A 14,186-nucleotide genomic window follows, 5' to 3' on the forward strand; every position below is an offset into this window, starting at 1 on the left:
AGCGCGCACGCGTTCGGCCGCGGGCGAAACGTCAACACACGAGCCTGCCACGCACCGACGACACGAGCGGCAACGAGTTGAAACAAAGCGTGACGAAGCGCAATGACACCGTGAAATCGCGATTTGCATCGCAGCCGATTCGCGTATGGACGAGTAAAATGAGGGGCCTGACGACTCATTAGCCGCCATCGGAGCGCCCGCGTTGGATCAGTGAACGGCTCCCCCGCGAAGAGGCGTCGGCGCCGGGCGCACGCGATGCGCCGGACGTGTCGATGGCTTGCGCGGAAGATGCGCCGCTCGCAACAGCACGCTGCGGCGGCCGGATCGGCCGATGGCTTCGAACGTATGATTCTTGCCCACCTGGCGCGGCAATTTGCAAAGCCGCGTTGCCGTCACCGCGCAGTCGCCGCATACGTGTGGCTCGCTGCGACGGTGTCGATTTCCGTTCTCGCCGAACGGCCTGCCTTTGCCGCGCCCGACGCGCCGTCGTCGGCCGTGCAATCGTCATCCGGTGCGTCGCCTGCATCGGCGGCCTCTCCCACGCATCCCGCTTCGTCCGCGCATGCGGCGTCGGGCGCATCGGCCGCCGCGCCGACATCCGCCGCGTCACAAGCGAATCACGTGAATCATGCAGAACCCGCGAGCGCGGGATCGGGTGCGTCGGCTGCTTCCGCCGCGTCGGCTAGCGCGCCTGCGTCGGCTGCCTCCGGCACGCCTGCCAGCGAGGCCGAGCCGCCACCACCCACTCCGCCGCGCCGGCATCCGCCGCTGTCGGCCGAGGAAGCGCAGAACGCGACGACGCGCGCGCTCGACATGCGCAAGCGTTTCATGCAGGAAGTCACGCGACGCCTGACCGTGCCGGCGAGCGAGCAGCGCGCGTATGGCGAGCGGCTCCAGAAAGCGCTCGCCGATGCGGATCTCGGCGATCTCGCCGGCGAATACGTCGCGATGGTCGACCGCGCGCCGAACGTGCAGGCGCTGTTCATCTATTTCCGCGCGACGCCGGCCAATGCATGGCTGATGATCGGCGCATCGCCGGTCGGCACCGGCTTGCCGGGCCAGTACGACCATTTCCTGACGCCGCTCGGCGTGTTCCATCACTCGCCGGACACGATGGATTTTCGCGCGGAAGGGACGACGAACGAGAACGGTATTCGCGGCTACGGCCGCCGCGACATGCGTATCTACGACTTCGGCTGGGTGGACGGCGAGCGCGGCTGGGGCAAGGGCGGCGTGTCGCCGATGCGCTTCCAGATGCATGCGACCGATCCCGACCGGCTCGAGGCGCTGCTCGGCATCCGGCACTCGAAGGGTTGCGTGCGGATTCCCGCGTCGCTGAACACGTTCCTCGACCGGCACGGCCTGCTCGACGACGATTACCAGGCGCGTGTCGAGGCCGGCAAGTCGCTGTGGGTGCTGCGTCGCGATCGCGACATCACGCCGATCGCGGGCCGCTATCTGGTCGTGATCGACAGCGCCCGCAAGACCCGCCCGGCGTGGTCGCCGATGCCGGGGCGCGGCGCATGGTCGAAGCTGCCGAAGGGCGGCGACACGGCAGACTGAGCGCCGGCGCGCCGAACGCGGGCGCGCGAGGATGAGAATAAATCCGTTTTATCGAGATATAAAGAAAGCAAACTTTTATTATCCGATCCGGGTTCGTATAGTCGAGGCCAGTTTCGCGGAACCCTGCCGCGCCTGGACCACCACCGACCACACGACCCGCATGAAAACTCTTTACAAGCTCGCTCCGCTCGCGATGCTCGGCGCCTTCGCGACCCATGCCTGTGCGCAAAGCAGCATCACGCTGTACGGTCTCATCTCGGCCGGTGTCGGGTTCGCGACGAACCAGGGCGGCAAGAACGCGTGGCAGGCGCTGTCCGGCACGAACCAGAACCCGCGCTGGGGGCTGAAGGGCAAGGAGGATCTCGGGCAAGGGCTGTCCGCGGTCTTCCAGCTCGAGAACGGCTTCAACGTGATGACGGGCACGGCCGCGCAGAACGGCCGCGAGTTCGGGCGCATGGCGTACGTCGGCCTGGCCGACCGCACTTACGGCTTGCTGACCTTCGGTCGCCAGTACGACGCGATCCACGACTACATCGGGCCCGTGATCATCGCGAGCAACGGCGTGAACATCGGCGACAACGACAACGGCTACAACGACATTCGCGTGCAGCACTCGGTCAAGTACGTGAGCCCCGTCTACTACGGGCTGAAGTTCACCGCGCTGTACGGCTTCAGCAATGCGACCGGTTTCGCGAACAACAGCGCGTACAGCTTCGGGCTGGGCTATGAGCGTGGCCCGCTGCGCTGGAGCGCGGTCTATGCGCAGTACAACCATCCTTACAGCGCGACGAACCAGGACGGCGCGATCGCGAACGACTACGCGTCTCCGCTGCTGATCTTCAGCAAGAGCGCGATGACGCCCGCCGCATATGCGAGCCGGCAGCGGATCGCGGGCACGGGCGGCTTCTACACGATCGGCCGCGCGCAGTTCGCCGCGATGTTCACCGACGTGCGCTACGATTACCTCGACAATTCGCACCTGCACCTGCAGAACCTCGGCGTGAACGTCGTCTACACGATGACGCCGCAGCTCTTTCTGGGCGCCGCGTATGCGTTCACGAACGGCAAGTACGACGTGATCGACAAGCGTCCGAAATGGCATCAGGTGAACCTGCAGGCCGATTACTTCCTGTCCAAACGCACCGACGTCGCGCTGACGGTGATCGCGCAGCAGGCGGCCGGCGACGCCGATCATGCGCAGATCTTCGCGTATGCGCGTTCGACCGGCACGCGCCAGATGATGGCGACGCTCGGCGTCCGGCACGTCTTCTGAGTACCCGACCATGAGCCATCCGATCCCATCCCGCCGCACCTTCCTGAAACTGTCCGCCGCGCTGGCCGGCACCGCGCTGTTGCCCGAAACGGGCGCATTCGCGGCTGGCGCCGCCGCCGCGCGCCGCACGGTGATCATCGATACCGATCCGGGGCAGGACGACGCCATCGCGATCCTGTTCGCGCTCGGCGCGCAGGATCGGCTCGACGTGCGCGCGCTGACGGCCGTGGCGGGCAATGTGCCGCTCGACCTGACCGAACGCAATGCGCGGATCGTCCGCGACTGGGCCGGCCGCACGACGACGCTGCCGGTGTACGCGGGCTGCCCGCGCCCGCTCGTGCGCGAGCTCGTGACGGCCGCGAACGTGCACGGCAAGACGGGGCTCGAAGGCGTCGAACTGCACGCGCCGCGCGCGCCGCTCGCCGCCGGTCACGCGGTGTCGTACCTCGTCGATACGCTGAGCCGTGCGGCGCCGAACAGCGTGACGCTGTGCGCGCTCGGCCCGCTGACGAACATCGCGACCGCGCTGGTCGAAGCACCGCAGATTCGCGGCGCGCTGCGCGAGATCGTGCTGATGGGCGGCGCGTTCTTCGAGCGCGGCAACATCACGCCGGCCGCCGAGTTCAACATCTACGTCGATCCGCAGGCGGCCGACGTCGTGTTCGGCAGCGGCGTGCCGATCGTCGTGCTGCCGCGCGACGTCGCGGTGAAGGCGCCGATCACGCCGGCGCGCGTCGCGCCGTTCCGTGCGCTCGGCAACCGCTGCGGCGCGATCGTCGCGGACATCATGGAGGCGGAGCTCGCGTACAACAAGAAGCGGCGCGGGATCGACGACGCGCCGATGTACGACCCGACGGCCGTCGGCTATCTCGTCGATCCGACGCTGTTCGGCGGACGCAAGGCGAACGTGGTGGTCGAAACGACCGGGCAGTGGACGCTCGGCGAGACGATCGTCGACTGGAACGGGCGCAGCGGCCGTGCCGCGAACGCGACGTGGATCAACGAGGTCGACGCGGACCGCTTCTATGCGACGCTCGTCGAGCGCATCGCGAAGCTGCCCTGAACGCGGGCGGCACGCGCGGCGAACGCGGCATCAGATGTGCTTCGCAATCCACTCGCGGCACGTGCGTACATGCGGGCCGCGATCGTCGGCGGCGAGCGAGATCAGCGAGATCGCACGCGTGACACGCGGTTTGTCGACGCGTAGTGCGACGAGTTCGGGATCGTGCAGATGCATCGTGTAGAGGCTCGGCAGCACGGCGGTGGCGAGGCCGTTGCGCGCGAGCGCGTAGAGCGGCTCGGTGTATTCCATCCGGTACGCGACGTTCAGGCGCAGCTTCCCGGCGCCGCCGGTGCGATGCAGCGATTCGCTGACGCTGCCGCGCACGAACACCGCGAGCTCGCGATCGACGAGCTTCGCCCACGTGACGCTCTTCGCGCGGGCGAGCGGATCGTCGTGCCGCACGACGATCACGATCTCGTCCTCGAACAGTTGCCGGTAGCGCAACGTGCCGTCGTCGCCGTCCGGTTCACGCACGCCGATGCCGAGATCCGCGACGCCGTCGCGCACCGCTTCGACGAGCGCGCTGTTCGGTAAATCGGTGAGCGTGAAGCGCAGCGTCGGGTGCGTGCCGCGCAATGCATTGAGCGCGGGCAGCAGGCGGCCCGCGGCCGACGGAATGAACGCGATGCGCACGGTCTGGATGCGTTCGCCGATGAGCCGCGTCATGTCGTCGAAGGTGCCGCGCGCCTGGTTGAGCAGGCGTTCGGCGAGCGGCAGCACGGCTTCGCCGGCCGTGGTCAGCGTGAGCCGGTGCGCGGTGCGTGCGAACAGGCGGCCGCCGAGCAGGAACTCGATCTGGCGGATCGACGCGGTGAGCGCCGGCTGCGTGAGCGACAGCGCCTGCGCGGCTCGAGTGAAGCTGCGTGCATGTGCAAGGACGACGAAGTGCTGGACCTGCCGCAGCGTGAGCGCGGGGAGCAGCGACGAGCGGTCGGACATCGGGCAATAACGGTCGGGATGCGGTACGCGGCAGTATAAGGCCGCGCTGCACGAACCGACACGGGACAATATTCGGAATCACGGGAGAACCACCATGTCAGCGACTGACACGATGCCGGCGCGCGCGCCGGCCAACTGGATCGAACGCCGCTTCGCGCTCGCCGCGCGCGGCACGAGCGTGCGCACCGAGACGATCGCGGGCGTCACGTCGTTCCTCGCGGCCGCGTACCTGCTCGTCGTGATTCCGTCGCTGCTTGCGACGGGCGGGATGGAGCGCGGCGCGGCGACGACCGCGACGATCGTCGTGTTCGTGCTGTTCACCACGCTGATGGGGCTGTACGCGAACCTGCCGTTCCTCGTCGGCCCCGGCATCGGCGGCTCGGTGATCATCGGCGTGACGCTCGCGACGACCGAGCACGTCGGCTGGCAGACGGGCCTCGGCATCGCGTGCGTGTCGGGCGTGCTGTTCTTCCTGCTGACGATCCTCGGCGCGCGCGGCGTCGTGGTGCGGCTGATTCCGGTGCAGATCAAGCTCGGCCTCGGCGCGTCGATCGGACTGTTCGTCACGATGCTCGGGCTGCGCAATGCGGGGATGGTCGTCGCGAACGCGAAGACCAACGCGTTCGCGCTCGGCGACTTCTCGCGGCCGGGCGCACTCGTCGCGCTGATCGGCCTCGCGGTGGCGATCGTGCTGCAGGCGCGCAAGGTGCCCGGCGCGATCCTGATCGCGATCCTCGTCGCGGCCGCGGCCGGCGTACCGCTCGGCGTCACGCACCTGCCGGCGTCGTTCGTGTCGCTGCCGCACAGCATCGCGCCAATCGCGTTCAAGCTCGATATCGGCAGTGCGTTGAGCGTGGCCGCCGCGCCGTACCTGTTCGCGTTCTTCGCGGCGGAATTCTTCTCGACGCTCGGCACCGCGCTGGCGGTCGGCGCGAAGGCGAACCTGCTCGACGAAGAGGGCAACCTGCCGAACATCAATCGGCCGTTTCTCGTCGATTCGCTCGCCGCGACGCTCGGGCCCGTGTTCGGCATTCCGGCGCTGACCGCGCTGATCGAATCGGCTGCAGGCGTGGAAGCCGGCGGCCGCAGCGGGCTGTCGTCGCTGGCCGCGGCCGTGCTGTTCGCCGCGATGTTGCTGTTCGTGCCGGTCGCGCTCGCGATCCCGAAGGAAGCGACCGCGCCGGCGCTGATCCTGATCGGGCTGTCGATGTTCGCGACGATCCGCCATACGCATTTCGACGACTTCACCGATGCGCTGCCCGTGATGTCGATGGTGCTGCTCACGCTGATGTCGAACAGCTTCGGCACCGGCATTGCCGGCGGGCTACTGTGCTACGTGCTCGTCAAGCTGCTGGCCGGCCGCTGGCGCGACGTGTCGTGGGGGCTCGTCGTGCTCGCGATTCCGCTCGGCTATTACTTCTGGACCGTCGTGAAGCCGCACTGAGAGACGGCTTGCGCGACGCATCGCACTACCGCAAAAGAGACTGACATGAAGGGAACACCAGGCAACGTCCCGGCCGCGCGCACGGGCATCGACATCACGCCGGCCCATCGGGCCTTCTTCCACGCGCTGCCGAAGGTCGAACTGCATTGCCACCTGCTCGGCGCGGTGCGGCACGACACGTTCGTCGCGCTGGCCGAGCGCAGCGGCGCGCCGATCGAGCGTGCGCAGATCGATGCGTTCTACGCGCGCGGCGAGAAGCCGGTCGGCGTGCTGCACGTGCTGCGCGCGCTCGACCGGTATCTGCTGACGCAACCCGACGATCTGCGGCGAATCGCATACGAATATCTGGAAGACGCGGCCGCGCACAACGTGCGGCACGCGGAGTTCTTCTGGAATCCGACGGGAACGGTGCGCGTGTCGGGCATCGCGTATGCGGACGCACAGGCCGCGATCGTGACCGCGATCCGCGATGCCGCGCGCGATTTTCGGATCGACGCGCGCCTGATCCCGAGCATCGATCGCGAGCAGGACCCGGACGAAGCGGTTGCGATCGTCGAGTGGATGAAGGCGAATCGCGCGGACGAAGTCGCGGGGCTCGGCATCGACTATCGCGAGAACGACCGGCCGCCCGAGCTGTTCTGGAAGGCGTACCGCAATGCACGCGCGGCCGGTTTTCGCACGACCGCGCATGCGGGCGAGTTCGGGATGTCGTGGCGTAACGTCGAGACGGCCGTCGATCTGCTGCAGGTCGACCGTGTCGATCACGGCTATACGATCGTCGACAACCCTGAGCTGTGCGCGCGCTACGCGGAGCGCGGGATCGTGTTTACCGTCGTGCCGACGAATTCGTACTATCTGCGCACGTTGCCGCCGGAGCAATGGGCCGAACTGCATCCGATGCGCAAGATGCCGGGCCTCGGGTTGAAGATTCATCCGAACACGGACGATCCGACGTTGCACAAGGTCAATCCGAGCGAGGCGTGGGAACTGATGTTCAGTCATTTCGGCTTCACCGTGGCCGACTTGAAGCAGTTCATGCTGAACGGGATCGACGGCGCGTGGGTCGACGATGCAACGAAGGCTGCGTGGCGTGCCGTATGGGCGCCGGCGTTCGATGCGCTGGCTGCAACGCTCGCGGCGGGCTGAGCGGGCCGCCGGCATCGCGCAACCCGGCATAGCGGGGCAGCGGGTTCGCGATTTCGGTTGTGCCCGACGTCATGCGGCGTTCGGCGTCGATGGACGACGACGAAGCGGGCGGTGATGCGTGCCAAGCCCGCTTCGTTCAGGCGGGCCAGGGAGCGCATGAGTCGGTCGGGCCCGATGTCCCGCATCCGTAGCGTCGTCGCTGCGCACCGCGTGGCCGCAGTAGGCCCCCTTTCAGGCTGGCATACGCCGCTTGCGTTCGCTATATTGGCGTCCGGCGGCATCCGATTGCGATGCCGCCGCCGTGCGCGCCCGCGCCGGCATTCCAACAGCAATTCGAACCTGAGAGGCTCCGCCGTGCGCATTCCCGTTTTCTGTCTGATGTTGTTCGTTTCGCTGTCCGCGCGAGCCGGCAGTGCCTGCGATGGGCTGCTCGGCGATTACGCGCCGGCCGCCGGCAAGCCTGCGACCATGCGGGTCGAGAAGGTGGGGAGCGACATCGTGCTGCGTGCGCGCGATGGCGGCCGCTGGAGCGTCGATACGGCTCCGGCGCACGAGGCCGAACTCGATACGGACGGTCCGGAGAAACCGCCTGCCGACGCATGCGTGCTCGAGGTGCCGGGCGGCCAGCTCGTCAGGATGCCGATCGGGACGCCGTATCAGGTCACGTCCATCACGGGCAACGGCTTCACGACGAAGCATTCGACCACCGGCGTCCTGCTGCTGAGGACGCAAGGCTTCCAGGTCGACGGCATCGAACTGCATCGGGTCGCGCGCAGCGGCGATTCGCCGTCGGCGCCGTGAGGGCGATGGCCGCGCGCTGATGGCGAGCGGACCGGCAGGTTGCGGCACACGGCGACACGACAACGAGGCGACTCCTTCCGATGGGCAATCGAGCATGGCTGTATCTCCAGGCCGGTGACGGCGACGAGGCGCGAACGATCCCGTTCGCGGAATCCAATAACCACTTCCCGCTGCTGTGGCGCGTGCTGCTTGCCGACGGCGACGCAGGCAACGCGATTACCGATCAGCGCGTGTTCGGCGACGCCGGCACGCCTAACCTCGTGAGCGACGCCCGTGCCGCGCATGCGCGCGTCAGCCGGCTGGCATCGTTCGTCACCGCGTATCCGCTGCCGGGCGACGATCCGGCGCTGGCGCGCCAGTTCGATGCGCTCGTGCGTCATCTGGGCGAATCGATCGATGCGCTCGGCGACGCGCATGGCGCGCCGCGGCTGTCCGCGAACCTCGACGAACTGTCATGGTTCGACGGGGGCGACCCGAACGACTACATCGCCGGGGAGCGCGATGCGTGCACGCGCCTGTGGTGGCGCGTCGCGAACTGCATGGACTTCCGCGACGTGGGCGGCGTGCGCGACGTGCTCGAGATCGACACGCCCGCCGACTGGCGCGACTGGGCATGGGGCTTCGGGTTCGGCGGTGTGTCGCACTACTACTTCTGGCGGCAGGAGCCGCCGCGCAGCGCGACCTACGACGATCTGTTCGGCGGCGGCGAACTGCATGGCGACTATCTCGGCGACGGCACGTTCAGCTTTCGCTCGCGCAACGGGCAGTGGGGCGTACGGCGCGAAACCGACGATGCATGGCGCGTGATCGTGCCGCCCGAATGGGCGAACCTGTGGGCGAGCGGCGCGCGTGACGACCGGTTGCTGTGGGCCGCGCGCGACGGCAAGGTCGGGCTGTTGCTGGCCGACGGCGACGGGGCGCGGATCGTACGCGAACCGGCGTTCGACGCGGTGTGGGATTTCAGCGGCGACGTCGCCTGCGTGCGCGTGGGCGAGCGGTTCGGGCTCGTGCGCACGGATGGTGCGTGGGCGATCGAACCGACGCTCGACGATTTCGGCGAGTTCACCGGCGGCGTTGCGTCCGCGAGCTTGGGCGGCCGTTGGGGCTTCGTCGACACACATGGCGCGTGGGTGATTCCGCCGCGTTTCGACGACGCGCACGAATTCGTGAACGGCGCCGTCGCGGCGGTGGCCGAACGGGAGCAGTGGGGGCTGATCGGGCGCGACGGGCAATGGCGCGCGCAGCCCGAGTGGGCCGCGCTCGAATGGTCGTCCGAGTGCGGCGCGTTCGTCGCGCGGCGCAACGGTCACGTCGGTCTCGTCGATGCGAAAGGCCGGGTGATCGTCGAACCGTGTTACGCGGAAGTGGCCCCGCTGACCGACGGCGACCGCGTGGAAATGTTCGACGAACTCGGTGCGATCCGCCATATCGTGCGGCGTGACGACGGACGTTGCGCGATCGTCGACGGGCAGGGTCGCGTGCTGACGCCGTTCGACTTCGTCGACATGGGTGCGCTGTCGTGGTTGCCCGACGACGAAGCGGTGCCGGGCGAGCTGTTCACGCGTTACGCGATCGGCGTCCTGCCGGGCGAGCCGGTGCAACTGGCGATCTGCGATCTCGAGACGGGCGCGACGATCGCGCAGGGACGCTACGACGACGTGGCCGGGCTGTTCTGGGGCGCCGATCACGGCTGGCTGGCCTGCGTGCAGGATGACGACGGCAACGACGTGCGCGCGACGGTATTGCGCGCGGACGGCACCGTGCTCCATCCGGCGCATTACACGCGGCTCGGCGACGACACGCTGTTCGACGACGACCGCGACGACGATGCCGCGCATGCGACGTCGATGCCGTGGTTCGTTCGCCGTGTCGAGATCGCGCAGCGCTGGAGCATGGACGAACCGGTCGCGGCACTGCGCGACGACGGCACGCCGATGTGGCTGTACGTGGACGGACACGCGACGACGACGCCCCGGTAGCCCGGAGCGTCGCCCGCACGTCAGCGAAAGAATCTCAGCCAGTCGAACCAACCCGAATGCTGCGCGCGCCGCTTCGGCGCCGGTGCGCTGCGCGGCCGGAAGTCCGGCGAGAACTGCACGTGCGGATCGATCGCATGCGCGCGCAGCGCCGCATCGTAGAACGATCCGACGATCGGCAGCGCGCTGTGCGCGCCCGCGCCCCAGTAGTCGCTGCGCAGCGTCACGCTGCCGTCGTCGAAGCCGACCCACGCGCCGGCCACCAGTTGCGGATGCATCAGGATGAACCAGCCGTCCGTGTTGTCCTGCGTCGTGCCGGTCTTGCCCGCGACGTCGATCCGGATTCCGTAGCGCGAGCGGATGTCGGCGCCGGTGCCGTAATCGACGACGCCGCGCATCGCGTCGACGAGCGTCTGCGCCGCGGCCACCGGTAACGCACGCTCGGGCGGCGCGCTGCCGAACGCGGCGAGCACCTTGCCGTCGCGATCCTCGATGCGCGTGATCATCTGCGGTGCGACGTACACGCCGCGGTTCGCGATCGTGCCGTACGCGGACACCATTTCCTTCAGCGTGACGGGGCTCGTGCCGAGCGCGAGCGACGGCACCGCATCGAGCGGGCTGTCGCGCACGCCCATCGCACGCGCGAGCTGCGCGACCTTCGCGGCGCCTTCGTGCTGCATGACCTGCGCGGTGATGCGGTTGCGCGACAGCGCCAGCCCGTCGCGCAGCGTCATCGGCTCGCCGGTCGGCGGCTCCGCATCGGTCGGACGCCACACCGAGTGCGCGTCGATCGGGATCGCGACGGGACGGTCGACGAACGTGTCACCCGGCCGCATCCCGTCCGCAAACGCGGCGCCATAGACGAACGGCTTGAAGGTCGAACCCGGCTGGCGCCGCGCCTGCGCGACGTGATCGAACGGCGCGCTGCCGAAATCGGGGCTGCCGACCCATGCGCGGATCGCGCCGTTGCGCGGATCGATCGCGACGAAGCCTGCCTGTACCTGCGTCTTGCGCTCGCACAGCGCGCGCATGAATGCGCGATTCGCGCCGAGCTGCTTCAGCGCAATCTCGTCGGCGAGCCCGGTGTCGCGTGCCTGCCGATACTCGGGCGTCTGGCGCATGAAGCCGCGGAACAGATCGTTGCGCAGCCCGCAGCCGGACGGCCCGCGCCACGCGCCGTCGGCGATCGCCTGCAGCCGTTCGGTCTGCCGCGTCAGCGCCTGCGTGGCCATGTCCTGCAGCCGCGCATCGAGCGTCGTGCGCACGACGAGGCCATCCGAGTAGAGATCGTGGTCGTTGCGGTCGGCCCACGCGATCAGCCACTTGCGCAGTTGCACCGCAAAATGCGGCGCGAGGCCCGGCTGCGCCGTCTGCGGCTCGAAGTCGACGCGCAGCGGCTGGCGCTGCAGTTGCGCGAGTTGCCGCGGCGACAGCATGCCCATCTGCGCCATCCGGCCGAGTACGATGTTGCGCCGCTGGACCGCGCGTTCCGGATTCAGCACCGGATTGTAGTAACTGTTGCCCTTCAACATCCCGACGAGCGTCGCGCTTTCCGCGATGTCGAGCTGGTCCGCCGACTTGCCGAAGTAGGTGCGCGCGGCCATTTCGACGCCGTATGCGTTGTACAGGAACGGCACGGTATTCAGGTAGGTTTCGAGAATCTCGTCCTTGCTGTACACCGATTCGATCTTGAACGCGGTGATCAGCTCCTTCAGCTTGCGCGTGAGCGTCGGCGCGCGGCCGACTTCGTCGGGATACAGGTTGCGTGCGAGCTGCTGCGTGATCGTCGAGCCGCCCTGGCGGTTGCCCGAGAACGTATGCAGCCCGGCCGCGAGCGTGCGGCGCCAGTCGATGCCGTGATGCGTGTAGAAGCGGTGATCCTCGGTCGCGATCAGCGCGTCGACCATGTGCGGCGAGATCTGCTCGAGCGGCACCCATTCGCGGTTCACGGACCGGAATTCGGCGATCAGCTGGCCGTCGGCCGACAGCACGCGCGCGGGGCGGTCGATGCGCGCCTTGCGGATGTCGCCGATACTCGGCGTGAACGGAACGAACGCGAGCAGGACCAGCAGGCCCAGCACGGGGAGCGCGGCGAGCGTCAGCGCCACGCCGCGCCGGGTCGGATGGCGCAGGCGATGCAGCGCGCCGGCACACAGTGCGCGCACGCGCGTGCGGCACGCGGCGGCGAGCGGCGCGACACGGGCGCGGCAACGGAGCCACGCGTCTCGGAGAAACGGCACGAAGCGATTCAAGGCGGCAGGGGCGCGGAACGAAGACGCGCGATCCTAGCAAACGGAACCCGCGCGCCGGCCGCCGAAACGGCCGTTTGCTTGCAGGATTTACAGACGATTACGTTTGTTGCCCGCCGCCAACCTTTTATCGCGTTCGGGGCCGCGATTCCACCGACGAAACCACGTCCGCGAGCCGCTGCGCGGCCGCTTCCATCTGCGCGCGGCCGAATCCGCCGAAGCCGAGCACGAGCCCGGGGCGCGCCGTGCCCGGCGCGAACATCGGCGACACCGCACGCACCGCGACACCGGCCCGGGCGGCGCGCGCGACCACGTCGAGATCGTCGATGCCCGCCGCGAGCCACAGCACGACGTGCATCCCCTGGTCGCCCGGCTGTACCCACGCGCGCTCGCGCGGCAGCCGCGCGCTAAGCGTGTCGATCAGCAGCGCGCGCTGTTCCGCATAGACGCCGCGCACGCGGCGGATGTGGCGGTCGAGATGGCCTTCGGCGATGAACGCGGCGAGCACGTGCTGGTCGGCGGTCGGCGCATGGCGGTCCATCAGCGCGCGCGCGCCGCAGAACGCGGGCACGAGATCGTCGGGTGCGATCACGTAGCCGAGCCGCAGCGACGGAAACAGGATCTTGCTGAAGGTGCCGAGATAGATCACGCGGCCGGGCGCGAGGCCCTGCATTGACGGAAACGGATAGCCTTCGTAGCGCAATTCGCTGTCGTAGTCGTCTTCGACGACCCATGCGCGGTGCGCGCTCGCCCACGCGAGCAGCGCATTGCGCCGCGCCATGCTCAGCGGCATGCCGAGCGGGTACTGGTGCGACGGCGTGACGAACGCGGCGCGCGCATCGGGCGCGAGACGCACGCCGGCGTCGACGTCGAGGCCGTCGGCGTCGACCGGCACGCGCACCATCGCGTCGCGCCGCCCGGTGCTTTCGAGCAGTGCGGTGATGCCGCGATAGGCCGGATTCTCGACCCACGCACGATCGTTCTCGCCGAGCAGCACCTGGCTCGCGAGATGCAGCCCCTGCTGCGTGCCGCTCGTGATCACGACCTGGCCGGCATCGCAGCGCACCGAGCGCGACCGGCGCACGTAGTCGGCGATCGCCTCGCGCAGCGGCAGCGCGCCTTGCGGATCGGCATAGCCGGACGGCGCGCCGGCGCCGCGGGCGCGCAGGCGATTGCCGAGTCGGCGCCAGATGTCGTCGGGCGCGGTGAGGCCGAGCGGCACCGAGATCGCGAACGGCATGGCCGGCAGCGGACTGAATTCGTGGGCGAGCCGCGCGAAGGTGGCGGCGGGCTCGGGCAGGCCGTCGCGCACCGGGCGCCGGCGCCGGGCAGGCGGCTCGGGCTCGGTGCCGGACGCCGCCTCCGCGAGCGCGTTCGCGACCCGCGTGCCCGCGCCGCCGCGCGATTCGAGAAAGCCTTCGGCGACGAGCTGCGCATACGCGTCGACGACGGTGCCGCGCGCCACCTGCAGCGACGCGGCTAGCAGCCGCGTGGAAGGCAGCGCGTCGCCGGGCCGGACGTCGCCGCGGCGCACGGCGTCGCGCAGCGCCTGCGCGAGCTGGCGGCTCAGGTCGCCGGCTGCGCGGTCGAGCGCGCCGAGCGACGGGATTTCGACGATCCGGGCCGTTCTTGCCATGATTCTGGTCTGCTGAAATTGTTTCAAACCGGCTCTACAGGATAAACCAGTTTGCAGCCACAATCGAACCATGACGGGCCAGCACCCGCGCCATTT

Annotated in this window: 10 protein-coding genes; 7 read left to right on the forward strand and 3 right to left on the reverse strand. The window is 68.9% G+C overall.

The window, feature by feature from the left end; genetic code table 11:
• Positions 1 to 255: 255 nt before the first annotated feature.
• The 3 genes from WT53_RS25420 to WT53_RS25430 all read left to right on the forward strand — a co-directional run bounded on the left by WT53_RS25420 (position 256) and on the right by WT53_RS25430 (position 3,899).
• Positions 256 to 1,563, forward strand: coding sequence for a hypothetical protein (locus tag WT53_RS25420; protein WP_034204127.1), 1,308 nt, complete (start codon positions 256 to 258; stop codon positions 1,561 to 1,563).
• Between the two features lie 160 nt (positions 1,564 to 1,723).
• A complete protein-coding gene (locus WT53_RS25425) occupies positions 1,724 to 2,836 on the forward strand; it encodes a porin (RefSeq protein WP_060262191.1) in 1,113 nt (370 codons plus the stop codon).
• A 10-nt stretch (positions 2,837 to 2,846) separates the two neighbouring features.
• Entirely contained in the window at positions 2,847 to 3,899 is a 1,053-nt protein-coding gene (locus WT53_RS25430) for a nucleoside hydrolase (protein ID WP_034204128.1), read from the forward strand.
• Between the two features lie 30 nt (positions 3,900 to 3,929).
• Here WT53_RS25430 and WT53_RS25435 read toward each other — a convergent pair whose 3' ends face one another.
• The gene (locus WT53_RS25435; protein WP_034204129.1) at positions 3,930 to 4,838 is read right to left on the reverse strand and encodes a LysR family transcriptional regulator; all 909 of its coding nucleotides are present in this window, start codon (positions 4,836 to 4,838) and stop codon (positions 3,930 to 3,932) included.
• A gap of 94 nt (positions 4,839 to 4,932) precedes the next feature.
• On the opposite strand from WT53_RS25435, the gene WT53_RS25440 reads away from it, so the two are divergent.
• The 4 genes from WT53_RS25440 (at position 4,933) to WT53_RS25455 (ending at position 10,208) form a co-directional block, all read left to right on the forward strand.
• Positions 4,933 to 6,282, forward strand: a complete 1,350-nt coding sequence (locus WT53_RS25440) for an NCS2 family permease (protein ID WP_034204130.1) — start codon at positions 4,933 to 4,935, stop codon at positions 6,280 to 6,282.
• A gap of 45 nt (positions 6,283 to 6,327) precedes the next feature.
• Positions 6,328 to 7,428, forward strand: coding sequence for an adenosine deaminase (gene add / locus WT53_RS25445; protein ID WP_060262193.1), 1,101 nt, complete (start codon positions 6,328 to 6,330; stop codon positions 7,426 to 7,428).
• A 378-nt stretch (positions 7,429 to 7,806) separates the two neighbouring features.
• Positions 7,807 to 8,229, forward strand: coding sequence for a hypothetical protein (locus WT53_RS25450; RefSeq protein WP_060262196.1), 423 nt, complete (start codon positions 7,807 to 7,809; stop codon positions 8,227 to 8,229).
• Positions 8,230 to 8,309: 80 nt separating this feature from the next.
• On the forward strand, positions 8,310 to 10,208 hold the full coding sequence (locus WT53_RS25455; RefSeq protein ID WP_060262198.1) for a WG repeat-containing protein: 1,899 nt from the start codon (positions 8,310 to 8,312) through the stop codon (positions 10,206 to 10,208).
• A 20-nt stretch (positions 10,209 to 10,228) separates the two neighbouring features.
• Here the strand turns inward: WT53_RS25455 and WT53_RS25460 are convergent, their stop codons facing one another.
• Together WT53_RS25460 and WT53_RS25465 are read right to left on the reverse strand one after the other, a co-directional pair.
• A complete protein-coding gene (locus WT53_RS25460; RefSeq protein WP_060262200.1) occupies positions 10,229 to 12,457 on the reverse strand; it encodes a penicillin-binding protein 1A in 2,229 nt (742 codons plus the stop codon).
• Between the two features lie 124 nt (positions 12,458 to 12,581).
• Positions 12,582 to 14,090: a PLP-dependent aminotransferase family protein gene (locus tag WT53_RS25465; RefSeq protein WP_060262203.1), complete on the reverse strand. Its 1,509-nt coding sequence runs from the start codon at positions 14,088 to 14,090 to the stop codon at positions 12,582 to 12,584.
• Positions 14,091 to 14,186 lie beyond the last annotated feature (96 nt).

Source organism: Burkholderia sp. MSMB2157WGS (assembly GCF_001532755.1).
Classification (GTDB): Bacteria; Pseudomonadota; Gammaproteobacteria; order Burkholderiales; family Burkholderiaceae; genus Burkholderia.